Raw genomic sequence first — 23,181 nt, forward strand, 5'->3', positions numbered from 1 at the left:
ACCATACGTTGGACGCAACAACCGTTCTCGCGGCAATCAACGGAAACATCGCGACTGTCGGTTACGGCCTCGCCGCAATCGGCCCGGCAATCGGCGTGGGCATTGTCGTCGGCAAGACCATCGAGGGTGTTGCTCGTCAGCCCGAACTGGCCGGCCAGCTCCAGGTCCTGATGTACATCGGCATCGCCTTCACCGAGGCGCTCGCCTTCATCGGTATCGCCACCTACTTCATCTTCGTTTAGTCCTCTTTTCTCTCTAGTCAGGAGGCACGATGTTTAACGCAGTGATTGCAGCTGCTGCTGAGAAGGCGGAAAATCCGCTTCTCCCCGCGGTCTACGACATAGTCTGGTCCTCGCTCATTTTCGTGGTCATTCTGTTCTTCTTCTGGAAGCTCGTGCTTCCGAGGATGCAGAAGCTTCTCGACGACCGCGCAGAGGCCATCGAGGGCAACATCGCGAAAGCGGACGATGCCCAGCGCAAGGCCGAAGCTGCTCTCGAGCAGTACACGGCCCAGCTTGCTGACGCTCGCGCCGAGGCCGGCCAGATTCGCGAGCACGCTCGCATCGACGGCCAGAAGATCATCAACGAGCACAAGGAACAGGCCCTGGCCGAAGCCGCTCGCGTGACCACCAGCGCCAAGGCTCAGATTGAAGCAGAACGTCAGGCGGCAGTCGTGTCCCTTCGTTCCGAAGTGGGCACCCTGGCCATCGACCTCGCATCCGGTGTCATCGGCGAAAGCCTGACCGACGACGCGAAGGCCACCGCCATCGTCGACCGTTTCCTGGCCGACCTTGAGGCCTCGGAGAAAGCAGCTAAGTAATGGGAAGCGCCACCAGAGAAGCTTTGGCCTCGTCGCGGGCGGCACTGGCTGCCCAGGGCAGCACGGCCGATCTGGCGACGGGCGAGAGCCTGTTGAACGCCGGTCGCGTGATCGGTGACTCCTCGCAGCTCCTGTCCGCTCTGGTCGACCCGGCAGCGGATGCCGCGGCGAAGGCGGCGCTCGTTCGCGCCGTGTTCGCCTCGGCCCTGACCCCCACGGCACTGGAGCTTCTCCAGTCCGTCGCTGCGACTCGCTGGTCGAGTCACAGCGACCTGCTGGCCGGGGTCGAGGACCTCGGGTTGCGTTCGATCGCATCCTCGACCGACGACGGGATCGTCGAGGCCGAGCTGTTCGCCTTCGGCAGCGCCGTCTCGTCCAACGCGGAGCTCGAACTCGCTCTGGCCAGCAAGTTGGGAAAGGCGAGCGCCAAAGTCGGCCTCGTCAACTCCCTGCTGGGCGGCAAGGTCACCGAACAGACGCTGTCGATCGTGCGGCACCTCGTGCAGCAGCCTCGCGGCCGCCGCATCGGCGAGTTGCTGCGCTACGCGGCATCCGTCGTCGCCGACCAGTCAGGGGCCTCGATCGCCACGATCACGTCCGCCGCAACGCTCGCGCCCGAACAGGTGGAGCGCCTCCGCACGAGCCTCACCGCTCGTTACGGTCGTCGGCTCACGCTCAACCAGGTCGTCAACCCGGCTCTGGTCGGGGGAGTCCATGTTCAAATCGGTGACGACGTCATCGATGGCAGCATCGCCACCCGCCTGAAAGACCTCCGAAGCAAGCTCGCTGGCTGAGCGTTCAGCCAGTAACACACACACCTCGGGACGGCAGCGTCCCGTGCACGACAGAACCTGTACATCCGGTACAGAAAAGGGAAGATGATGGCAGAACTAACGATCAGCCCCGATGAGATCCGCGACGCTCTCCAGGACTTCGTCAAGTCCTACGAGCCGAACAAGACCGCAACGACCGAGGTTGGCTACGTCACCACGGCCGGCGACGGGATCGCACACGTCGAAGGCCTTCCCAGCGTGATGGCGAACGAGCTCATCAAATTCGCTGACGGCACCCTGGGCCTGGCCCAGAACCTCGACGAAGACGAGATTGGCGTCGTCGTGCTCGGCGAGTTCACCGGCATCGTCGAGGGCATGGAGGTGCACCGCACTGGTGAGGTTCTCTCCGTACCCGTCGGCGACGGCTACCTCGGCCGTGTCGTCGATCCGCTCGGTGCTCCCATCGACGGCCTCGGCGAGATCAAGACCGAGGGCCGTCGTGCCCTCGAACTCCAGGCTCCCGGCGTCATGCACCGCAAGTCGGTTCACGAGCCGATGCAGACCGGCATCAAGGCGATCGACGCCATGATCCCGATCGGGCGCGGACAGCGTCAGCTGATCATCGGTGACCGCCAGACCGGCAAAACGGCCATCGCGATCGACACGATCATCAACCAGAAGGCCAACTGGGCTTCGGGCGACGTCAACAAGCAAGTTCGTTGCATCTACGTCGCCATCGGCCAGAAGGGTTCCACGATCGCCGCCGTCAAGGGCGCGCTCGAGGACGCCGGCGTGATGGAGTACACGACCATCGTCGCGTCCCCGGCCTCCGACCCCGCCGGCTTCAAGTACCTCGCCCCGTACACCGGTTCGGCCATCGGCCAGCACTGGATGTACGCCGGCAAGCACGTCCTCATCATCTTCGACGACCTGTCCAAGCAGGCCGAGGCCTACCGTGCGGTCTCGCTGCTGCTGCGTCGCCCGCCGGGGCGCGAGGCATACCCGGGCGACGTGTTCTACCTGCACTCCCGTCTGCTCGAGCGTTGCGCGAAGCTCTCCGACGAACTCGGCGCCGGATCGATGACCGGTCTTCCGATCATCGAGACCAAGGCCAACGACGTCTCCGCGTACATCCCGACCAACGTGATCTCGATCACCGACGGCCAGATCTTCCTGCAGTCCGACCTGTTCAACGCCAACCAGCGTCCCGCAGTCGACGTGGGCATCTCGGTCTCGCGAGTCGGCGGTGACGCTCAGGTCAAGTCGATCAAGAAGGTCTCCGGAACTCTCAAGCTCGAACTGGCCCAGTACCGCTCGCTCGAGGCCTTCGCGATGTTCGCGTCCGACCTCGACGCGACCAGCCGTCGCCAGCTGGCCCGTGGCGCCCGTCTGACCGAACTGCTCAAGCAGCCCCAGTACTCGCCGTACCCGGTCGAAGATCAGGTCGTCTCGATCTGGGCCGGCACGAACGGCAAGTTCGACGAGGTTCCGGTCGAGGACGTTCTGCGTTTCGAGCGCGGGCTGCTCGACCACCTGGGTCGCACCACCGAGGTCCTCAAGACGCTGCGCGAGACGAACATCCTCGATGACGCCACCGTCGCGACGCTCGAACTCGAGGTCGACAAGTTCAAGCAGGGCTTCCAGACCGGCGAGGGCAAGCCACTCGCCTCGGTCGGCAAGGAAGAATTCACGGCCATCGCCGTCGAAGACGTGAATCAGGAAAAGATCGTCAAGCACCGACGCTAAGCGCCCCGGTCGCGTTCCCCACCGGGTCTGAACGAACAAAACTCGTTCGGACCAGGGGGAGCGCGGCCAGGCTCGCACGGCCACCGCACCACCCCACCCACTGACAAGGAAGCACAGGAGACACATGGGAGCGCAACTTCGGGTCTACCGGCAGAAGATCAAGTCTGCCCAGACGACTAAGAAGATCACTCGGGCCATGGAGTTGATCTCTGCCTCGCGCATTCAGAAGGCCAAGGCCCGCGTCGCGGCGTCGACACCGTTCGCCCGCGCGATCACGCAGGCGGTCTCCGCCGTCGCGACGTACTCGAATGTCGCTCACGTGCTCACGACCGAGCCGGAGAAGATCGAACGCGCAGCGGTCGTCATCTTCGCGTCCGACCGTGGCCTCGCCGGGGCGTTCAGCTCCCAGGTGCTGCGTGAAGCCGAGTCGCTGAGCGAACTGCTCCGTGGCCAGGGCAAGGACATCGTCTACTTCCTCGTCGGACGCAAGGCGGTCGCGTACTTCAGCTTCCGTCGTCGCCCGTCGGAACAGGTCTGGACAGGTTCGACCGACCAGCCCGACTACGAGACGGCGCGCGAGATCAGCGACGCGCTCCTCGAGGCCTTCCTCCGGGAAGCGGACGACGGCGGCGTGGACGAGATCCACGTGGTGTTCAACCGTTTCGTGAGCATGGTCACCCAGGTTCCCCAGGTTGTTCGGCTCCTTCCGCTCGAGGTCGTCGAGGGCGTCGAGGAACCCGGTGAAAACCAGGTTCTCCCGCTCTACGAGTTCGAGCCGGACGTTGAAACGGTGCTGGACTCGCTCCTGCCCGTCTACATCGAGAGCCGCATCTTCAACTCCATGCTGCAGTCCGCTGCAGCCGAGCACGCCGCGCGTCAGAAGGCCATGCAGTCGGCCTCCGACAACGCGGACAAGTTGATCAAGGACTTCACCCGGCTGTCCAACAACGCCCGGCAGACCGAGATCACCTCGCAGATTTCCGAGATCGTGGGTGGAGCCGACGCGCTCTCATCCGCCAAGAACTAAAACCAGAGAAGAGAGAGCAATGACTGACACCATATCCGCGCCAGTCCACGCACCGGTGGATTCCGTCGCCGTTGGCCGGATCGCCCGCGTCACGGGCCCGGTCGTCGACATCGAGTTCCCGCACGACTCGATCCCGGGCATGTACAACGCACTGAAGACGACCATCGTCATCGATGATGTGACCACCGTCATCACGCTCGAGGTCGCCCAGCACCTCGGCGACGACCTCATCCGCGCGATCGCGCTCAACCCGACCGATGGTCTGGTCCGTGGCCAGGAGGTCCGGGACACCGGTTCCCCCATCACTGTCCCGGTCGGCGACGTCACCAAGGGCCGCGTCTTCAACGCCATTGGCGAGGTGCTCAATGCGGAGCCCGGCGAAAAGATCGAAATCACCGAGCGCTGGCCCATCCACCGCAAGCCGCCGCCCTTCGACCAGCTGGAGTCCAAGACCCAGCTGTTCGAGACCGGCATCAAGGTCATCGACCTTCTCACGCCGTACGTTCTCGGTGGCAAGATCGGACTCTTCGGTGGAGCCGGCGTCGGCAAGACCGTCCTGATCCAGGAAATGATCCAGCGCGTCGCGCAGGACCACGGTGGAGTGTCCGTGTTCGCCGGTGTCGGGGAGCGCACCCGTGAGGGCAACGACCTGATCCACGAGATGGAAGAGGCTGGCGTCTTCGACAAGACCGCCCTCGTATTCGGCCAGATGGACGAGCCGCCGGGAACGCGTCTGCGCGTCGCCCTGTCGGCCCTGACCATGGCGGAGTACTTCCGTGACGTGGCCAAGCAGGACGTGTTGCTCTTCATTGACAACATCTTCCGCTTCACCCAGGCCGGTTCCGAGGTGTCGACCCTTCTGGGCCGCATGCCGAGCGCCGTAGGTTACCAGCCGACCCTGGCAGACGAGATGGGCATCCTCCAGGAGCGCATCACGTCGACCCGTGGCCACTCGATCACGTCGCTGCAGGCCATCTACGTTCCTGCCGACGACTACACCGACCCGGCGCCGGCGACGACCTTCGCCCACCTCGACGCCACCACCGAGCTGTCGCGCGAAATCGCGTCGAAGGGGCTCTACCCGGCCGTCGACCCGCTCACCTCGACCAGCCGCATCCTCGACCCCCGCTACCTGGGCGCCGACCACTACACCACGGCCGTGCGCGTCAAGGCGATCCTGCAGAAGAACAAGGAACTCCAGGAGATCATCGCGATCCTGGGTGTTGACGAACTCTCCGAGGAAGACAAGGTCACCGTCTCCCGCGCGCGCCGCATCCAGCAGTTCCTGTCGCAGAACACCTACATGGCCAAGAAGTTCACGGGTGTCGAGGGCTCCACGGTGCCGCTCAAGGACACCATCGAGTCCTTCACCGCCATCGCCAACGGCGACTTCGACCACGTGGCCGAACAGGCCTTCTTCAACGTCGGTGGCATCGCCGACGTCGAAGAGAAGTGGGCGAAGATCCAGAAAGAGAACGACTAGTCATGGCCGGGACCCCGCTCACGGTCAGTGTCGTCGCGGCCGACCACGAGGTCTGGTCCGGCGAGGCCAGCATGGTGGTCGCCCGCACCGTGGAGGGCCAGATCGGTATCCTTCCCGGGCACGAGCCCATGCTGGCGATCCTTGCCAGTGGCGAGGTTCGGGTGACCCTGAGCGGCGGTGAGAAAGTCGTCGCCGAGGCGGCGGACGGCTTCCTGTCGGTCGCCAACAACGTGGTCACGATCGTCGCACGCAAGGCAGAGCTCGTTTAGTTCGCTTGCTGATCCTGCTGCCGCCGTCCGAGACAAAACGTCTCGGTGGCATCGAAGTACCGCTTGACCTGCAGTCCCTCCAGTACCCGTCGCTTGCATCCAAGCGGCGGGTACTTGTGCGTTCGCTCCGCTCGCTCGCCCGGCATCCGGATGAGATGATGGCGGCCTTGAAGCTGGGCCGCACCCAGTCCGCCGAGGTCGGACGGAATCTGGCGCTGTCATCGTCACCGACCATGCCGGTGCTGGACCGCTACACCGGGGTGCTTTACGACGCCCTCGACGCCGGCACCCTGTCGCCGGCCGACCGCGACTGGGCCCGGCACCACGTGCTGGTGCACTCCGCACTGTTCGGGCCGGTCGGCGCGCTGGACCTCATTCCGGCCTACCGCCTCTCGTGCAGCTCGAAGCTGCCCGAGATCGCCCTGAAGAAGCACTGGGCGGAGTCAATCGCGCGTGTGCTGGCCGAGTCTGAGGGGCTCCTGCTCGACTTCCGCTCCGCGGGCTATGTCGCGCTCGGGCCCGCGCCGGTGCGTCCCGGCTCCGTCTATCTCCGCGTCCTCGCCGAGACTGCGGACGGCCGCACGCGCGCCCTGAACCACTTCAACAAGCAGGCGAAGGGCCGCTTCACCCGGGCCCTCGTGCAGCACGGCGAGTCCTTCACGACGCTCGACGCGTTGCTCGGGTGGGCGGCCGGGGCGGGCTTTGTTCTGCGCCCCGGATCGGTCGGGGAACTCGACCTGGTCGTCGACCAGTCGATTGCCGCCGCCACGGTCTGAAAGCGGCCCCACCGACGGGCATTCCGGCCCTAGGCTGTGACCGTGCCCACACCACCTATGAACGTCACCGTCACCGGCGCCGGCGGCCAAATCGGCTACACCCTGGTCTTTCGGATTGCGTCAGGCGCCCTGCTCGGCCCGACCACACCGATCAACCTCACCCTGCTCGAGATCCCCGGGGGACGCGCCGCCGCGGAGGGCACAGCCCTCGAGCTGCAGGACTGCGCGTTCCCGCTGCTGCGGTCGGTCACCGTCACGGAAGACCCGGTCCGCGCCTTCGACGGGGTCAGCATCGCGCTGCTGGTCGGTTCCCGGCCCCGGGCCGTCGGCATGGAGCGGGTGGCTCTGCTCGAGAGCAACGGTCGCATCTTCGGGCCGCAGGGGCTCGCGCTCAACGAGGGCGCGGCATCCGATGTGCGCGTCCTGGTCGTGGGCAACCCCGTGAACACCAATGCCCTCGTTGCCAGCGCTTTCGCTCCGGACATTCCGGCGGAACGCTTCACGGCCATGACCCGGCTGGACCACAACCGCGGGCTCGGCCAGTTGGCCGCCCGGCTGGGCGTGCCCGTTCCCGAGATCGACGGACTCACCGTGTGGGGGAACCACTCCGCCAGCCAGTACCCGGATGTCTCCCACGCGACCGCGGGCGGGCGCCCGGTGTCCGGCCTCGTGGACGAGGCGTGGCTGACCGGGGAGTTCATTCCCCGGGTCGCCAACCGCGGTTACGAGATCATCCAGGCACGCGGCGCGTCGTCCGCGGCGTCCGCGGCCAGTGCGGCCATCGACCACGTCTACGACTGGGTCAACGGGACCGGCGACCGATGGACCTCCGCGGGCGTCGTGTCGGACGGCTCCTACGGCGTGCCGGAGGGTCTGGTCTGTTCATTCCCGGTGCGCGGCGTGGACGGGCGATACGAGATCGTGCCGAACCTCTCGATCGACGCCTTCTCGCGCGCCCGGATCGACAACTCGGTCGCCGAGCTGCTTGAAGAGCGCGCCGCGGTTCTGTCTCTCGGCCTGCTGCCCTGACCTCCGGTCGGACCTCCAGCCGATCCTCTGGTCGGCGCCTCCAGCCGGTCCTCTAGTCGGCGGAGGCGCGGTGGCAGCCCTGCACGTGATCGTCGACGAGGCCCGCGGACTGCATCAGCGCGTACATCGTGGTGGGGCCGACGAACCGGTAACCGCGGGCGCGCAGCTCGCGGCTGAGCGCCGTCGATTCCGGGGTGATGGCCGGGATCTCGCTGAGCGTTACCAGCCGGGAGCTGCGGCCTGGCGGTGCGAAGCTCCAGATCAGCGCGGCCAGGCTGTGACCGAGGTCCCGGGTGACCCGGGCGTTGCCGATGGTCGCCTCGATCTTCCCGCGGTGGCGGATGATGCTGGGATCGGCCACGAGACGGGCGACGTCTGATTCGTCCATGACGGCGACCCGGTCCACCTCGAAGCCGTGAAACGCGGCCCGGAAGGCGGGGCGTCGCCGCAGGATCGTGATCCACGACAAGCCCGCCTGGAAGCCCTCGAGGCACAGCTTCTCGAACAGCGCCCGGTCGTCCCGAAGCGGACGTCCCCACTCTTCATCGTGGTATCGCCGGTATTCGGCGTCGTCGCCCACCCAGCCGCAGCGGGCGAGCCCGTCCGCGCCCACCCGGAGCGAACCGGTCGCGTCGGTCACGACCGGTGCTCGATGCCTTCGTGATCGAGCAGCCAGACCTTGGTGGGGATGCCGCTGCCTCCGCTGTACCCGGTGATGCGCCCGTCAGCGGCCAACACCCGGTGACAACCGACCAGGATGGGCACGGGATTCGCACCGATGGCGCCGCCGACGGCCCGACCTGAGCCCGGCTTTTCCAGCGACCTCGCCACTTCTCCGTACGAGGTGACGTCGCCGAAGCCCAGTGCGGCCAGGCGCGCCCAGACATCCTTCTGGAACGCAGTGCCCTGCCGCGGCCGGACGGGCACGTCGAAGCTGGTGCGGGTTCCGGCGAAGTACTCCGTCAGCTCCCGGGCGGCCTGGGCGAGCAGGGGGGAGGGGGCCTCTGCCGACGCCTCCAGGGGCAGATGCCCGTCGCGCTCGATCGAGAGCGACAGGATGCTCTCACCGTCGCTGGTCAGTTCCAGCCGCCCAATGGGGCTGGGCAGCCGGATCAAAGACGTTTCGATGCTGATCATGACTCGACTGTAGTCGGCGCCGCAGCGGGACTCTGGCGGCTTTCGGACCTGAGGGGAACTGGCACCGTCGCCCACTGGGGAGGAGGCTTCGGCCATGGCCACCCGACCGGACCAGGCCCCCGGCTCAGGCCAGCGGTAGGTGCGGGTAGTCGGCGGAGCGGTTCTGGAAGGCCAGGATGCTGGGATTCTGGATGACCCCGTTCCTGATCTCGATCGCCCGGCGCAGGGTCTCGTCGGCACCCCAGGCGTTCTCGCCCCTCAGCACGTCCTCGAGGTAGGGGAGGAGTGCCGCACTGATCTCCCAGGTGGCGGAGTCCCACAGATAGGAGGGACTGTGGTCGACCGCGTAGTACGTGACGTTGTCGCCGACGGTGAAGACCGGGTTGGCGAACGTGGTCGGCCGGGCCCAGGCGAACCCCATGCCGGCATCGCACGACACGTCGACGACGAGGGTTCCCGGGGCGAGCAGCGCGAGGTCCGCATCCCGCAGGAAGGTGAGCGGCTGGTTGGGGTCCTGCAGCACGCAGTTCACGATCACGTCGTGGCCGGCCAGGAAGTCGGGCAGCGGCATCCGTTTGCCCTCGACCAGAACGGAGTCGACCGAACCGGCGGCGACACCACCGGAGTCGCCGGCGCCATCCTCGCGCACGAGCGGCACGATCCGGGCGGCGTCGAACACCGACCCCGGCGCGATGGCGCGCGGGGTGACCAGGCTGACGTCGGTGACTCCGTGGGCCCCCAGGGCCGTCACGGCTCCGCGGGCGGTGGACCCGGATCCGATCACGGCCGCGCGCAGCGGGCGGCCGTACACGCCGGTCGAGCCAACGAGCGACAGGGCGTGCACCACCGAGGCGTAACCGGCGAGCTCGTTGTTCTTCTGCAGGATGTGCCGTTTGAAGTCGCCGTCCGCGGTCCACTCGTTCATCGCCTCGAAGGCGATCAGGGTGAGTTTCTTGTCGATGGCGAGCTGGGTGAGGGCCGGGTCCTGCACGCAGTGCGGCCAGCCCCAGAGGATCTGCCCCTCCCGCAGCTGGCCGATATCCGCGAGCAGCGGCTTGGCCAGCAGGATGACGTCACACTCCGCGATCAGCTGCTCGCGGGGGAGCAGGCCGCCCACCAGCGGCGCGAGCCGTTCGTCGGGCATGCCGAACTGTTCCCCGTAGCCCTGCTCCAGATAGATGCGGCCGCGCACGTCGGCATCAATCTGGTCGAGGTGAAGCGGATGCAGCGGAAGGCGACGTTCGTCCACCTTGCCGGAACGGGACATGACGCCAATGGAGAGCCGGTTCATCTGATGCCTTTCGGGTCACGACCTGTTTAGCACAGCGCTGTGAGCCTAATGTGGGGGCATGGCGCAGATCGACTACCGCAGGCTGGGCGATTCGGGACTGATGGTCTCCACGATCGGCCTCGGCTGCAACAATTTCGGTCGTGCGGGCACGGCCACCCAAAGCCAGGCGGGCACCTCCGCCGTCATCGATACGGCGGTCGACGCCGGGATCACCCTGTTCGACACGGCGGACATCTACGGCGCGGAACGGGGCCTCAGCGAAACCCTGATGGGCCACGCTCTGCAGGGCAAGCGGGACCGGATCGTGCTGGCGTCCAAGTTCGGCATGGACATGAACGGCCGGAACGGGCCGGACTGGGATGCGCGCGGCTCGCGCCGGTACATCCGCCTGGCCGTCGAGGCCTCGCTCCGGCGGCTGCAGACCGACTGGATCGACCTGTACCAGCTGCACACGCCCGACCCGAACACGCCGATCGAGGAGACGCTGCAGACGCTGGACGACCTGATCCGGGAGGGCAAGGTGCGCTACATCGGCCACTCCAACCTGGCCGGCTGGCAGATCGCGGAGGCCGAGTTCACGGCTCGGCTGCACGGGCATCCGCGGTTCATCTCCGCGCAGAACGAGTACAGCCTGCTCGTGCGCGACGCGGAGGAGGAGGTGCTGCCGGCCGTCAACGCCTACGGCCTGGGGTTCCTGCCGTTCTTCCCGCTCTACAACGGCCTGTTCACGGGCAAGTTCTCGCGTGCCGGGGGCCCGGCCGACAGTCGGATCATGATGTTCAGACCCCATCTGGCCGAGACGGCCCCCTGGGACGTGATCGAGAAGTACGAGGCGTTCTGCGACGAACACGGCGTGACCATGCTCGCGGCCACGTTCGCCTGGCTCCTGGCCCAGCCGGGGCTCACCAGCGTCATCGCCGGCGCCACGCGGCCGGAGCAGGTCGTGCAGAACACCCTCGAAGCGAACGAGTGGCAGCCGACGCCCGAGGACGTCGCCTGGATCTCCGACCTGTTCGCGTGAGTTCACGCGGGGCCGGCCGCCGCGGATGGGCCCAGGGGGGCCGGCTTCCGCACGGGTTAGGCTTACGGGATGCTCGGCGGGAGTAGCCGGTCGCCCGGGGCGAATCATCCTCCGGCAGGTGGCTATCGTCGCTTGAGTGTTCGAGCGCACGCTCACCCTCGTGCCGACAGTGAGGCTCCACCCGTGACGATGCAGACCACCCGGCGGCCGCGCGTGAAGCGCCCCGCCGCCCAGCTCAACACCGTGCAACTGGCCCGAGGGTTCGCGGCGCTCGCCGTGGTGGCCTACCATCCGCAGTCGACCGAGGTGAAGTACTTCTCGGGCACGAACATCCTGCCGGAATTCCTCGGCCGAGGGCTGTCCGGCGTCGACCTCTTCTTCGTGATCAGCGGTTTCGTCATGGTCCTGACCACCCGCGGCAAGCACGGAACGCCCCGCCAGGTAGGCAAATTCGTGTGGAACCGGTTCTTCCGCATCTACCCCACCTACTGGGTCTACAGCCTGGCGCTGCTGCCCGTGCTGCCCGTGCTGTTCCTGGCCCCCGCGTTCATCAACTCGTCCCAGGGCGGTCAGATCGACATTCTCTCGTCCTTCCTGCTGCTGCCGACCGAGATCCTGCCGCTGCTCCTCGTGGCTTGGACGCTGACGATCGAGGTGTGGTTCTACGTCGTGTTCGCGGTGGTCCTGTTCCTGCCGGAGCGGATGCTGGTGCCCGCCCTCGCGGTCTGGTTCGCCCTGCTGGTGATCGTGAACTGGGCCGGCCCCATCTCGGCGAACCCGTACCTCGAACTCCCGACCAACGCCATGGCCATCGAGTTCATCCTCGGCGGGGTCGCCGCGCTGCTGTTCCGGCACGTCAACCGGGTCGTCGCCGCCGTGCTGGCCGTCACCGGCATCGTCGTGCTGCTCTCCTTCGGCGCCACCACTCCTGCGGACCTCTACGCGGGTCCCGGCCTCGACCGCCCACTCACCCTCGGCGTCGGGTTCGCCCTGCTGCTCCTGGCGGCAACGGCCCTCGAGCACCGTCGCGGAATCGGCGCCCTGTCCCGGCTCACGGTTCTCGGCGACATGTTTTACTCCGTCTACCTCTGCCACGTGCTCGTCCTCGCTGTGACGGGTCGCGTCTGGCTGACCATCGCCGGCTCGTTCGCCGCCAACCCGATCATGGTCGCCGGCTGGTGGGTCGTCACCCTCGCGGCCGTGCTCACGGTGGGCTACCTGAGCTACCGCCTGATCGAGCGCCCGGTGATGACCGTGGCGCATCGCTGGCGGGCAGCCGTGTTCCACGAGAAGGACACCGGAAGCCCGGCGGGCGCCACATCCCTCCTTGTGAGTGAGCGCTCACTCAGTTAGTCTGAACGGATGACGCGGAAGCCGGCCCGAGCCAGGTCGCTGTCGGTCGAGGACCGGCAGTCGATGATCATCGACGCCGTCACCCCGCTGCTGATCGAACACGGCCAGGGCGTCACGACCCGGCAGATCGCCGAGTGCGCCGGCATCGCCGAGGGCACCATCTTCCGGGCTTTCGACAGCAAGGACGAACTGATCCGGGCCGTCGTGGCCCGGCAACTCGATCCGGAGCCGCTCCGGGTGCAGCTGGCCGCGGTGGACCTCGCCCTCCCGCTCGAGGAACGGGTGGGCGCCATCGTGGGGCTCCTCCGTGCGCGCTTCGCCCGGGTCTTCACGATCCTGAACATGGCCGGATCGATGGGCAGGCCCCACACCCATGAGGCCGCGCACGAGTTCACCGAGATGCTCGCCCACCTGCTCGCCCCGGACTTCGCGCGCCTGAGCGTGCCGCCGATCCGGGCGGCGCAGATCATCCGGATGGTCGCGCTCGCGGCATCCGTGCCCCAGATCCGGTCCGGTGCCGCCTTCGACGACGACGAGCTGACCGCCCTCATCCTCTACGGCATTGCCGGTGCACCCGCCCGGCCGATCGCCACCCCCTAGGAGAACCGATGTTGTGGAAATTGCTTGTGAAGTACCTGCGGCCCTACTGGCGGCTGCTGGCGGCCGTCGTGTTCTTCCAGCTCGTTCAGTCGATCGCGTCGCTCTATCTGCCCACCCTCAATGCCGACATCATCGACGAGGGCGTGGCCAAGGGCGACACCGGGTACATCCTGCAGACCGGCGGCCTGATGCTGGCGATCACGCTCCTGCAGATCCTCGCGGCAATCACGGCGGTCTACTTCGGGGCCAAGGCGGCCATGGCGCTGGGGCGTGACCTGCGCGGTGCCGTCTTCACCCGGGTCGGTGAATTCTCCGAGCAGGAGGTCACCCGGTTCGGAGCGCCCTCGCTGATAACCCGGTCGACCAATGACGTGCAACAGGTTCAGATGCTCGTCCTGATGACCTCCACCCTGATGGTGTCCGCGCCGATCCTCTCGATCGGCGGCGTGATCATGGCCATCCGGCAGGACGTCCAGCTGTCCTGGCTGATCGCCGTCAGCGTGCCCGTGCTCCTGATCGGGGTCGGGCTGATCATCGTGCGGATGGTTCCGCTGTTCCGGCTGATGCAGACCAGGATCGACACCGTCAACCGGGTGCTGCGGGAGCAGCTCACGGGCATCCGGGTGATCCGGGCCTTCGTTCGCGAGGACGTCGAGTCGGCACGCTTCGGCCGGGCCAACGAAGACGTCACGGACACTGCCCTCCGCGCCGGCCGACTGATGGCCCTGATGTTCCCCGTCGTCATGCTCGTGCTCAACGTCTCGAGTGTCGCAGTGATCTGGTTCGGCGCGTTCCGGATCCAGGACGGATCCATGCAGGTGGGCACCCTGATCGCATTCCTCAGCTACCTGATGCAGATCCTGATGGCCGTGATGATGGCCACGTTCATGGCCGTGATGATCCCCCGAGCGACCGTCTCCGCGGACCGGATCGGCGAGGTGCTCGACACCCCGTCGAGCGTGCGACCGCCAGCGCACCCGGTCAATGAGACCGTCGGGCAGGGCGAACTCGAGCTGCTGGACGTCGGTTTCGCCTACCCGGGCGCCGAGCAGCCGGTGCTGCGCAACGTGAGTTTCCTCGTGCACTCCGGGGAGACGACGGCCATCATCGGCAGCACGGGCTCGGGCAAGACCACCCTGGTGAATCTGCTGCCCCGGCTCTTCGACGCCACCAGCGGCAAGGTACTCGTGGACGGCGTGGACGTGCGCGAACTCAAACCGGACCTGCTGTGGGGGCACATCGGCCTCGTGCCGCAGAAACCGTACCTGTTCTCCGGCACCGTGCGCAGCAACCTGCTCTACGGCAAACCGGATGCGACGGAGGAGGAACTCTGGCGGGCGCTGACGATCGCGCAGGCGAAAGACTTCGTGCAGGAGATGGAGGACGGCCTCGACGCCCCGATCTCACAGGGCGGAACGAACGTGTCCGGCGGCCAGCGGCAGCGCCTCGCAATCGCGCGGGCCCTGGTCAAACGGCCGGAACTGTACATCTTCGACGACTCGTTCTCCTCGCTCGACCTGGCGACGGATGCGCGCCTGCGGGCGGCGCTGCGCACGGGCGCCGACGGCGCCACGATGGTGATCGTCGCCCAGCGGGTGTCGACGATCATCGACGCGGACCAGATCCTCGTGCTGGAGGGCGGCCGCATCGTCGGCCGCGGAACCCACGAGCAACTGCTCGAATCGAACCAGACCTACCAGGAAATCGTGTCATCGCAGCTCACCGCGGAGGAAGCAGCATGAGCGAATCAACCGCGGCGAAGACCCCGCCCCGTCCGCCCATGCGCGGCCCGGGACACGGCGGCGGCCCGTTCGGCGGGATGAACGTTCCAGCCGAGAAGGCGATGAACTTCGGCCCGTCGGCCAGGCGGCTGCTGGGCAAGTTGCGCCCCGAACGGCTGTGGCTCATGCTGGTGCTGTTCCTCGCGATCGCAAGTGTCACCTTCTCGGTGATCGGCCCGAGGCTGCTCGGCGAGGGCACGAACCTCATCTTCGCCGGCGTCGTCTCCAAGGGCCTGCCCGCCGGTGTGAGCCAGGCTGACGTGATCAACCAGCTGCGCGCATCCGGTGAAACGGGCAAAGCCGACCTGCTCAGCGGGATGACCCTGACTCCGGGCCTGGGGATCGACTTCGCGATGCTGTCCACCGTGCTGCTCTGGGCGATGGTGCTGTACGTGCTGTCCTCCGTCTTCAGCTACGTACAGGCGTACGTGCTGAACGGGGTCGTGCAGCGCACGGTGTTCCGCCTGCGCAGCGAGATCGAGGCGAAGATCAACCGGCTGCCGCTGCGGTACTACGACACCGTGCAGCGCGGCGAACTGCTCAGCCGGGTCACCAATGACGTGGACAACGTCTCGCAGAGCCTGCAGCAGTCGCTGAGCCAGGCGGTCACCTCACTGCTCACGGTCGTCGGCGTGATCGTGATGATGTTCCTGCTCTCGCCCCTGCTGGCCGTGATCGCCCTGGTCACCGTGCCGTTGACGCTGGTCACCACCGTGCTGATCGCGAAGCGCTCGCAGAAACTCTTCGTCGACCAGTGGACGCACACCGGCGAACTGAACGGTCAGATCGAGGAGACCTTCACCGGGCACGCCCTGGTCAAGGTGTTCGGTCGTCAGAAGGAGGTCGAAGAACGTTTCCGGGCCAAGAACGACGAACTGTACCAGGCCAGCTTCGGCGCCCAGTTCGTCAGCGGCCTGATCATGCCCGCGATGACGTTCATCGGCAACCTGGTCTACGTGGCCATCGCCGTCGCCGGCGGCCTCCAGGTGGCGTCCGGCGCGATGCAGCTCGGCGACGTGCAGGCGTTCATCCAGTACTCCCGGCAGTTCACCCAGCCGCTCGCCCAGCTCGGATCGATGGCGAACCTCCTGCAGTCCGGGGTCGCCTCCGCCGAGCGGGTGTTCGCCCTCCTCGACGCGGAGGAGCAGAGCCCGGACCCGGAGCCGGCGACGAGCCCCGAGGTCGTGCACGGACGGTTGACCTTCGAGGACGTCTCCTTCCGCTACACCCCCGACAAACCGCTGATCGAGAACCTCAGCCTGGTGGCCGAGCCCGGCCAGACCGTCGCCATCGTGGGTCCGACCGGGGCCGGAAAGACCACTCTGGTCAACCTGATGATGCGCTTCTACGAGCTCGACGCCGGCCGGATCACGCTCGACGGTGTGGACGTCAGCGGGATGACCCGGGACGACCTGCGAGGCCGGATGGGCATGGTGCTGCAGGACACCTGGCTTTTCGGCGGCACCATCCGCGACAACATCGCCTACGGCCGACCGGATGCCTCGGAGGAGGAGATCCTCGCGGCGGCGCGCGCCACCTACGTGGACCGGTTCGTGCACACGCTGCCGGACGGTTACGACACGGTCCTCGACGACGAGGGCGGCAACGTCAGCGCCGGCGAGAAGCAGCTGCTCACCATCGCCCGCGCCTTCCTCGCGAAGCCGAGCGTGCTGATCCTCGACGAGGCGACCAGCTCCGTCGACACCCGCACCGAGGTGCTCGTGCAGAAGGCGATGAGCGCCCTGCGCGCCGACCGCACCAGCTTCGTGATCGCGCACCGCCTCTCCACGATTCGGGACGCCGACCTGATCCTGGTGATGGAGGCCGGCCGGATCGTCGAACTGGGCACGCACGATGAGCTCCTCGCCGCCGGCGGCGCCTACCACGCCCTCTACAACGCGCAGTTCGCCGCGGCGGTGACCGACGAGGCCTAGCCCCCGTCTCCGGTCGGCCCCGAACCAATTCGACGGAGATTTTGCTGCAAATCGGCCGTTCCGGCGGGTTTGAGGCCGTTTCGGGCAAAATCTCCGTCGAATTCGACAGGGGCGCGGGGCTACCGCGGACACCGCCTGGGCCACAGACGGGCGGCCGGCGACGGGTGGCCGGCGGCGGCGGCGGACCAGCCGGACCGTCCGGCGGGTACTGTGGTGTCGCGGTCCGGAACGGAACGGAACGGAACGGGCACCGGTGCGCGCCGAGACGGGGTCAGTCCGCACCGCGGTGCATTTTCGAGAGGACACGTCGTGACACGGTTTCCCAGCTCGGTCTACCGGCACGGTCAGGAGCCTGACCCCCGGTTCAGCCTGGCGAACGAGCGCACCTTCCTCGCCTGGATCCGCACCGCGCTCGCCCTGATCGCCGCCGGGGTGGCGCTGGAGGCGCTGCCGCTGCCCATCCGCGCCGACTTCCGTCTCTCGGCGTCGGGCCTCTTCGTCGCCCTCGGGCTCATCGCCCCGGCGCACGCGTGGATCAGCTGGATGCGCATCGAACGGTCGATGCGCCAGAACCGGCCGCTGCCAGCGCCGGCACTGTCCGGCATCCTTGCGGCCGGAGTGGTGGTGGCCGGCCTGCTGATCGCGGCCGGAATGTTCCTGTGACCTCGGAGCGGCCCTTCGACCCGGGGCTGCAGCCCGAGCGAACCCTGCTCGCCTGGCAGCGCACGGTGCTTTCGCTCACCGCCTTCGTCGCCGTCGGAGTGCGCCTGACCGCACCGGACCGGGGAGCCGTCGCCGTGGCCACCGGCCTGGTCGGGCTGGCCCTGGCGATCGCGGCCTACCTCGGCGTGAGTGTGCGCTATCGCCGCGCCCACGCCGCGCTCACGCGGTCCGCGTCCCTGCCGCCCAGCGGTGCGTGGCCGTTGCCCGCCCTGGCCGGCTCGACGGTCATGCTGGGACTCCTCGCCGTGCTCTATCTCGCAGCCGGCCCGTGACACCGCTTCAGTCTTGATCCAACCCAGCCCCGAAACGACTCAGGCCTTGAGCTGGGCCTCCAGCTCGCGGGCGCAGTCGATGCAGAGTTCCGCGGCGGGTCTGGCGTCCAGCCGGGCGCGCCCGATAGGTTCGCCCCGGCGGGTGCAGAACCCGTAGCTGCCGTTCGCAATCCGCACGAGCGCCCGGTCGATTTCGGCTGATTTGACCTCCAGGTCGCTGTGCACGCCGGAGATGCGGGACCATTCCATCGTCAGGGTGGGGCCCTCGGGGTCGTGTTCGTCGTCGGCCGTGCCCCGGGCCTCGATCACCCCGTCGAGCGTGGTGACGATGCGACCGAGGGCGATGTCGAGGTCGTGGCGCTGAGCACGGAGGAGCTTCTCGAAATGTCGCAGGTCGGCTGCAGACAGCTTCGTCTGGGTGCGCATGATGGACGTCCTCTCAGGCCGGGCACGGCCCAACGCCGGCACCATGGTTTTCGGTGTTGAGGATACGCCCGGGCAGCGCTTCTGTCGCGGTGCCCCGGGGCCCGGGTGACTACCCGACCGTCACCGGGATCGAGTGCAGCCCGGTCGCCCCGTCGGGCAGCACATCGCGCACCGTAGAGGTCTGCACCTGCCCTGCGGCATCCGTCGCCCGCACGGTGAGCGTGTGCCGTCCGGAGGCGGCCGGCCACACCCAGGTCCACTGCCGCCAGGTGTCGGCGGAGATCGCGTCGGCGAGGGTCGCCGCGTTCCACCCGCCGTCGTCGACCCGCACATCGACGGCACGGATGCCCACATGCTGGGACCAGGCCACGCCGGCTACCGTGACGGGCCCCGCGGGCATCTGCACGTTCTGCCGGGGCACGTCGATCCGGGAGGACAGCTTGACCGGGCCGCGTTCGGTCCAGCCGCGGCTGGTCCAGTAGGCGGTCTCCTGGTCGAACCGGGTGACGTGCAGCTCGACGACCCATTTCGTGGCCGAGACGTAGCCGTACAGCCCGGGCACGACCATCCGCACCGGGTAGCCGTGCTCGAGGGGGAGCGGCTCGCCGTTCATCCCGACCGCAAGGATCGCGTTGCGGTCGTCGATGAGCACCCCCAGCGGAGTGCTGGCCGTCCAGCCGTCTTCGCTGCGGGAGAGGACCATGTCGGCGTCCGCGCGCGGCTTGGCCCGCGCGAGAAGCTCGCGGATCGGGTAGCCCAGCCAGGTCGCGTTGCCGATCAGGTCTCCGCCGACGTCGTTCGACACGCAGGTGAGGGTCGTCGTGCTCTCCTCGAGGGGGAGGGCGAGCAGCTCGGCGAAGCTCAGCTCGACCTCGTTCTCGACCATGCCCGTGATCTTCAGGGTCCAGGCGCCGGGATCGATCCGGGGAACCTGGAGGGCCGTGTCGATGCGGTAGAAATCCGCGTTCGGGGTGATCAGCGGGGCGAGGCCGGGAATGTCCAGGGCTGCCCCGGCCGGCACGGGTGCCGCGGCCACGGCCGGCGTGGGGAGGGTGAAACGGGCGCGGGCGGCATCCGTGGCCCTGACCCCGGCCGAGATCATCTGGCCCCCGATCGCGGCGAGCAGTCCGAGGCCCGCACCGGCGCCCGCATAGGCGAGGAAGCGCCGACGGTCGGGAGCGGATGCCGGCGCACCGGCCGGCATGCGGCGGAGCGTGACGATGAGCAGGGTGAGCACCACCGCGGCGACGACCATGGCCACGACGGCGGGCATCGCGTCGAAGGGCGCCGCGTTCGCCCGGGTGAGCACCGCGGCGACGGCGAGGGTACCCGACGCCGCGACGATGACCCGTCCCGCAGGCGGCCGGAGGAATTCGAGAACCCCGGCCGCGGCGGCGAGGAGGACGGCGCCGAGCGCCACGCTGACGATCAGCACGACCTTGTCGCCCGTGCCGAACAGGGAGATGACGAGTTCCTTCAGCCACCCGGGCGCAAGGTCGACGACCACCGCTCCGACGGCCAGGATCGGGTTGCCGGCCGGGGCGAAGAGTCCGGCGGCCAGCTCGGCCGCCCCGAGGCCGGCCAGCGCGGCGGCCACGCCCGCGAGGGCGGGCCGCCACAGTCGCGACGTTCGCGAGGATGCCCCGGGCGGCGTTTCGGGCGTCGGGGACGACAACGTCGACGGGGGCGGCACGGGGGACGGGGAGGCGTCGCGGCTGACCATCAGCCCAGCTTAGATACGCGGGCTGGGAGTCGGTCCCGCACTTGATGCACCCCCCGAACGGGTTTATCGTCCCAGTGTCCTGATGCTCAATCGGAGGAGTCACCCATGCTTGGTCCCATCGAAATACTGGTCATCGCGTTCCCCGGAAACAGGTTCACCGGTGAGATCCTCCCGGCACTGGCCGACCTCGTCGACACGGACACGATCAGCATCATCGACGGCGTGTTCGTGCGAAAAGACGAGGACGGCACAATCTCGTACTCGGAGTTCGAGGAACTCGGCGTGAACGAGGACGCGATGGCGCTGACCGACGTGATCGAGATGATCAACGGCCTCGTCTCCGACGAGGACGTCGAAGAACTTGCGGCAGACCTGGAAAATGACAGTTCGGCCGCGATCCTCGTCTTCGAGCACACCTGGTTCAAGCCGCTGCGCGACGCCATCGTCTCGTCCGGCGGGGTGCTCGTGGACACGGTCCGGATTCCGGGAGCCGTCGTCGACGAAGTGCTCGAGGCGCTCGCCGAAGCCGACGCCGACACGGACTGATCGCCACACCTCCATCGGCCCTGCAGCTCAACCGGCTCCGCGGGCCACAGCGAAAGGAATCAGCATGCCCAGACGAATCGGCCGTCCCGGCCTGATCGGCACGATGGCCCGCACAGCGGTGGTGGCCGGAACCGCGACGGCCGTCGCCGGCGGCGTGAACCGCAGGCAGCAGTCACGGGCCCAGGCCTCGGCCGACGAGCAGGCCGCCGCCGAGCAGCAGCAGTACGAGGCTCAGCAGTACGAAGCGCAGCAGGCGCGGCAAGCCGAGCAAGCCCAGCAGGCTCCGGAACCGGCAGCCGCGGCGGGAGGCGACGACCTCAGCGCGCAGATCGAGAAATTGGCCACACTCAAGACGGCCGGCGTCATCAGCGACGAAGAGTTCGCGGCGGCAAAGGCCAAGCTCCTCGGGATGTGACCCGCCCCCCGTTCCGCCCCCGAATGTGCCCGTTCCGGTCGAGAGTGCCCGCTACAGCGGGCACTCTCGACCGGAACGGGCACTGTGGCGGACAGCCTGGTCAGGGGAGCCTGGTCGGGCCAACGGGGGCGGGGCTGCCTAGCCGGTCTGGATCGTTGGCGGTGCGGTTGGCGGAACCGGTATCGGAGGGCGCTTCCTGGCCCGGCGCCCGGCTTTCCGCTCGGCCGCCTCCCGCGTCATCAGGGCCCGCGTCGCCGCCAGGTCGCCGAGCAGAGGGCGCCACCACCGTGACCGGGGATCGGAATCGACGAGGATCGTTCGCACGAGAAACGTGAGGGGGATGGCCAGCAGCGCACCGATCGGCCCCATGATCACCGACCAGAACATCACGGAAACGAAGGTTATGGTCTGGCTGAGGGCGACGGCGTTGCTGACCAGTCGGGTCTGGATGGCGCCCTGCACGACCGCGTTCACGAGGGTGTAGACGACGATCACGGAGATCGCCGTGGACCAGCCGCCTTCGAGGAATCCGAAGACCACGGGCGGGACGATCGCGATCAGGTAGCCGACATTCGGGATGTAGCTGCACACAAACGACAGCAACCCCCAGAGGAAGGCGCCCGGAACGGCGAGGACCACCAGCGCGAGTGCGTTGAGGGTGCCCTGCACGAGCCCGAGCGCCGTGGTCGTGACCATGTAGCGGCGCACATTCGACGCGTAGGCACGGAGCGCGTCGACCAGACTGGAGCGGGTCGGTTCGAGCCGCCCGGTACGGGAATTCTCTTTCGGTGCCAGCGCATATGAGTCCCCTCCGACGGGCCGATGCTTGCCCCGAATGTAGACCCAGGGGCCCTGCCCGGATAGCTCGAGGACAGACGGGGTCTCTACCGCGCCCTGGCGTCGTTCCCCGCGGACCGGTCCGCGAGGAAGCCCGGCGCGGCCTCGACGCCGTAGCCCGCGGACGACGTGCGCTTCGGCCGGTAGACCACGCGGGAGTGGTACACGAACCGAAGCACGAAACCGGCGGTGAGCAGCGCCGCCTGGGCCGCGACACTGGGGATGGACGTCACGCTGACGACCACCCAGAGCAGGTACGTGCGGAGCGTCGTCTCCGCCCCGTTGAAACCGAATGACTGCGCCAGTCGAGTCCAGACGTGTCGCCCCTCTTCCCGGAGGTCGTGGAAGACGAACCGTTCCTGCAGCAGGAAGTTCGTCACCATCGTGACCACGGCGGCGATGATCGCCGCCAGCAGGTACCAGACGCCGAACGCCTGCAGCAGGGCCATGATCGCGAGGTTGCCCACCGCTCCGAGCGCGCCGATCAGCGCGAATCCGGACAGCCGGCCGAATCGGAGCGTCGCCAACTGAGTCACGAACCGCAAGCCCTGGCGGAAGTCGGCCTTCGACTCACCCGCGTGACGTTCCCCGAACACGAACGGCACCTCGACGACCGTGACCGCATTGCGCGCCAGGATCTCGAGCAGGATCTTGAACCCGCGCGGCCGGAGCGAACCGAGATCCACCGACGACCGCCTGACGGCGAAGAACCCGGTCATCGGGTCGGTGCAGTTGCGGAGCCGGGTCGGGAACATGGCCCGGGTGAGAACGGTCGCCGCCGAAGACACCAGCCGGCGGACAAACCCGCTCAGGCCCGCGGACGATCCGCCGCTGATATGGCGCGAGGCGACCACGACGTCGGCGACCTGGTCGACGCCCGACGCCAGCAGAACCGGGATGAGTTCCGGCGGATGCTGCAGGTCGCCGTCCATCACGACGCACCACTCGCCGACGGTCGCGGCCAGGCCGCCCAGAACAGCCCCGGAGAGTCCTCCGGCCGGGTGGTCCCGGTGGATGAGTCGCACCGGGATCTGCGCCCGGGCGGCCGCGCGCAGGATCGCGGCCGGAGTGTCGTCGGTCGAATCATCGACGAAGACGATTTCGGCCGTGCGTCCCTCCAAGGCGGTTTCGATCCGCCGGACGAGTTCCGGCACGTTCGGCGCCTCGTTGAAGGTCGGGACGATGACGGAGACATCCAC

25 protein-coding genes are annotated in these 23,181 nt (G+C 67.8%); 18 read left to right on the plus strand and 7 right to left on the minus strand.

Annotated elements, in window-relative coordinates; translation table 11 throughout:
• Positions 1-8: 8 nt before the first annotated feature.
• From atpE to E3T37_RS13610, 9 genes are all read left to right on the plus strand, one after another.
• Positions 9-242, plus strand: coding sequence for an ATP synthase F0 subunit C (atpE, locus tag E3T37_RS13570; protein ID WP_134367665.1), 234 nt, complete (start codon positions 9-11; stop codon positions 240-242).
• 29 nt (positions 243-271) lie between these two features.
• On the plus strand, positions 272-820 hold the full coding sequence (locus E3T37_RS13575; protein WP_134367667.1) for a F0F1 ATP synthase subunit B: 549 nt from the start codon (positions 272-274) through the stop codon (positions 818-820).
• Positions 820-1,614 carry a F0F1 ATP synthase subunit delta gene (locus E3T37_RS13580; RefSeq protein ID WP_134367669.1) on the plus strand — a complete coding sequence of 265 codons (795 nt, stop codon included), beginning with the start codon at positions 820-822 and terminating at the stop codon, positions 1,612-1,614. Before E3T37_RS13575 ends, E3T37_RS13580 begins: the two co-directional genes overlap by 1 nt.
• 87 nt (positions 1,615-1,701) lie before the next feature.
• Complete coding sequence (gene atpA / locus E3T37_RS13585) at positions 1,702-3,339, plus strand: F0F1 ATP synthase subunit alpha (RefSeq protein ID WP_134367763.1); 1,638 nt, start codon at positions 1,702-1,704, stop codon at positions 3,337-3,339.
• A 124-nt stretch (positions 3,340-3,463) separates the two neighbouring features.
• Entirely contained in the window at positions 3,464-4,366 is a 903-nt protein-coding gene (locus E3T37_RS13590) for a F0F1 ATP synthase subunit gamma (RefSeq protein WP_134367671.1), read from the plus strand.
• 19 nt (positions 4,367-4,385) lie between these two features.
• Positions 4,386-5,849: a F0F1 ATP synthase subunit beta gene (gene atpD, locus E3T37_RS13595; protein WP_134367673.1), complete on the plus strand. Its 1,464-nt coding sequence runs from the start codon at positions 4,386-4,388 to the stop codon at positions 5,847-5,849.
• Positions 5,850-5,851: 2 nt separating this feature from the next.
• Entirely contained in the window at positions 5,852-6,118 is a 267-nt protein-coding gene (locus tag E3T37_RS13600; protein WP_134367675.1) for a F0F1 ATP synthase subunit epsilon, read from the plus strand.
• Positions 6,119-6,123: 5 nt separating this feature from the next.
• Positions 6,124-6,894 (plus strand): YaaA family protein, encoded by a 771-nt coding sequence (locus tag E3T37_RS13605; RefSeq protein WP_134367677.1) that lies wholly within the window; start codon positions 6,124-6,126, stop codon positions 6,892-6,894.
• A gap of 57 nt (positions 6,895-6,951) precedes the next feature.
• Entirely contained in the window at positions 6,952-7,923 is a 972-nt protein-coding gene (locus E3T37_RS13610; protein WP_241980991.1) for a malate dehydrogenase, read from the plus strand.
• A 52-nt stretch (positions 7,924-7,975) separates the two neighbouring features.
• Here E3T37_RS13610 and E3T37_RS13615 read toward each other — a convergent pair whose 3' ends face one another.
• The 3 genes from E3T37_RS13615 to E3T37_RS13625 all read right to left on the minus strand — a co-directional run bounded on the left by E3T37_RS13615 (position 7,976) and on the right by E3T37_RS13625 (position 10,351).
• Positions 7,976-8,563, minus strand: a complete 588-nt coding sequence (locus E3T37_RS13615; protein ID WP_134367681.1) for a DNA-3-methyladenine glycosylase I — start codon at positions 8,561-8,563, stop codon at positions 7,976-7,978.
• A complete protein-coding gene (locus tag E3T37_RS13620) occupies positions 8,560-9,060 on the minus strand; it encodes a methylated-DNA--[protein]-cysteine S-methyltransferase (protein WP_134367683.1) in 501 nt (166 codons plus the stop codon). The genes E3T37_RS13615 and E3T37_RS13620 overlap by 4 nt, the downstream gene beginning before the upstream one ends.
• Positions 9,061-9,184: 124 nt before the next feature.
• Positions 9,185-10,351: a N(5)-(carboxyethyl)ornithine synthase gene (locus E3T37_RS13625; RefSeq protein WP_134367685.1), complete on the minus strand. Its 1,167-nt coding sequence runs from the start codon at positions 10,349-10,351 to the stop codon at positions 9,185-9,187.
• A 58-nt stretch (positions 10,352-10,409) separates the two neighbouring features.
• Here E3T37_RS13625 and E3T37_RS13630 point away from each other — a divergent pair, with 58 nt between their 5' ends.
• The 7 genes from E3T37_RS13630 (at position 10,410) to E3T37_RS13660 (ending at position 18,035) form a co-directional block, all read left to right on the plus strand.
• Positions 10,410-11,372, plus strand: coding sequence for an aldo/keto reductase (locus E3T37_RS13630; RefSeq protein ID WP_134367687.1), 963 nt, complete (start codon positions 10,410-10,412; stop codon positions 11,370-11,372).
• Between the two features lie 189 nt (positions 11,373-11,561).
• Positions 11,562-12,725, plus strand: coding sequence for an acyltransferase (locus E3T37_RS13635; protein ID WP_241980990.1), 1,164 nt, complete (start codon positions 11,562-11,564; stop codon positions 12,723-12,725).
• Between the two features lie 9 nt (positions 12,726-12,734).
• A complete protein-coding gene (locus tag E3T37_RS13640) occupies positions 12,735-13,325 on the plus strand; it encodes a TetR/AcrR family transcriptional regulator (protein ID WP_134367690.1) in 591 nt (196 codons plus the stop codon).
• An 8-nt stretch (positions 13,326-13,333) separates the two neighbouring features.
• On the plus strand, positions 13,334-15,067 hold the full coding sequence (locus E3T37_RS13645; protein ID WP_134367692.1) for an ABC transporter ATP-binding protein: 1,734 nt from the start codon (positions 13,334-13,336) through the stop codon (positions 15,065-15,067).
• Positions 15,064-17,040 (plus strand): ABC transporter ATP-binding protein, encoded by a 1,977-nt coding sequence (locus E3T37_RS13650; RefSeq protein ID WP_134367694.1) that lies wholly within the window; start codon positions 15,064-15,066, stop codon positions 17,038-17,040. Before E3T37_RS13645 ends, E3T37_RS13650 begins: the two co-directional genes overlap by 4 nt.
• A gap of 309 nt (positions 17,041-17,349) precedes the next feature.
• Positions 17,350-17,703 (plus strand): YidH family protein, encoded by a 354-nt coding sequence (locus E3T37_RS13655; RefSeq protein ID WP_134367696.1) that lies wholly within the window; start codon positions 17,350-17,352, stop codon positions 17,701-17,703.
• Complete coding sequence (locus E3T37_RS13660) at positions 17,700-18,035, plus strand: DUF202 domain-containing protein (RefSeq protein ID WP_160141121.1); 336 nt, start codon at positions 17,700-17,702, stop codon at positions 18,033-18,035. The genes E3T37_RS13655 and E3T37_RS13660 overlap by 4 nt, the downstream gene beginning before the upstream one ends.
• A gap of 39 nt (positions 18,036-18,074) precedes the next feature.
• Here the strand turns inward: E3T37_RS13660 and E3T37_RS13665 are convergent, their stop codons facing one another.
• Positions 18,075-18,461, minus strand: coding sequence for a TraR/DksA family transcriptional regulator (locus E3T37_RS13665; RefSeq protein WP_134367700.1), 387 nt, complete (start codon positions 18,459-18,461; stop codon positions 18,075-18,077).
• A 109-nt stretch (positions 18,462-18,570) separates the two neighbouring features.
• Positions 18,571-20,184, minus strand: a complete 1,614-nt coding sequence (locus E3T37_RS13670; RefSeq protein WP_134367702.1) for a molybdopterin-dependent oxidoreductase — start codon at positions 20,182-20,184, stop codon at positions 18,571-18,573.
• A 105-nt stretch (positions 20,185-20,289) separates the two neighbouring features.
• Between E3T37_RS13670 and E3T37_RS13675 the strand changes: the two genes are divergently transcribed.
• Both E3T37_RS13675 and E3T37_RS13680 read left to right on the plus strand, forming a co-directional pair.
• Positions 20,290-20,730: a DUF6325 family protein gene (locus E3T37_RS13675; RefSeq protein ID WP_134367704.1), complete on the plus strand. Its 441-nt coding sequence runs from the start codon at positions 20,290-20,292 to the stop codon at positions 20,728-20,730.
• 64 nt (positions 20,731-20,794) lie between these two features.
• On the plus strand, positions 20,795-21,145 hold the full coding sequence (locus E3T37_RS13680; protein WP_134367706.1) for an SHOCT domain-containing protein: 351 nt from the start codon (positions 20,795-20,797) through the stop codon (positions 21,143-21,145).
• Positions 21,146-21,283: 138 nt separating this feature from the next.
• On the opposite strand, the gene E3T37_RS13685 is transcribed toward E3T37_RS13680, so the two are convergent.
• Together E3T37_RS13685 and E3T37_RS13690 are read right to left on the minus strand one after the other, a co-directional pair.
• On the minus strand, positions 21,284-21,982 hold the full coding sequence (locus E3T37_RS13685; RefSeq protein ID WP_134367708.1) for an AI-2E family transporter: 699 nt from the start codon (positions 21,980-21,982) through the stop codon (positions 21,284-21,286).
• 47 nt (positions 21,983-22,029) lie between these two features.
• Entirely contained in the window at positions 22,030-23,181 is a 1,152-nt protein-coding gene (locus tag E3T37_RS13690) for a glycosyltransferase (RefSeq protein WP_134367709.1), read from the minus strand.

This window comes from Cryobacterium sp. TMT2-10, assembly GCF_004403075.1.
GTDB lineage: Bacteria > Actinomycetota > Actinomycetes > Actinomycetales > Microbacteriaceae > Cryobacterium > Cryobacterium shii.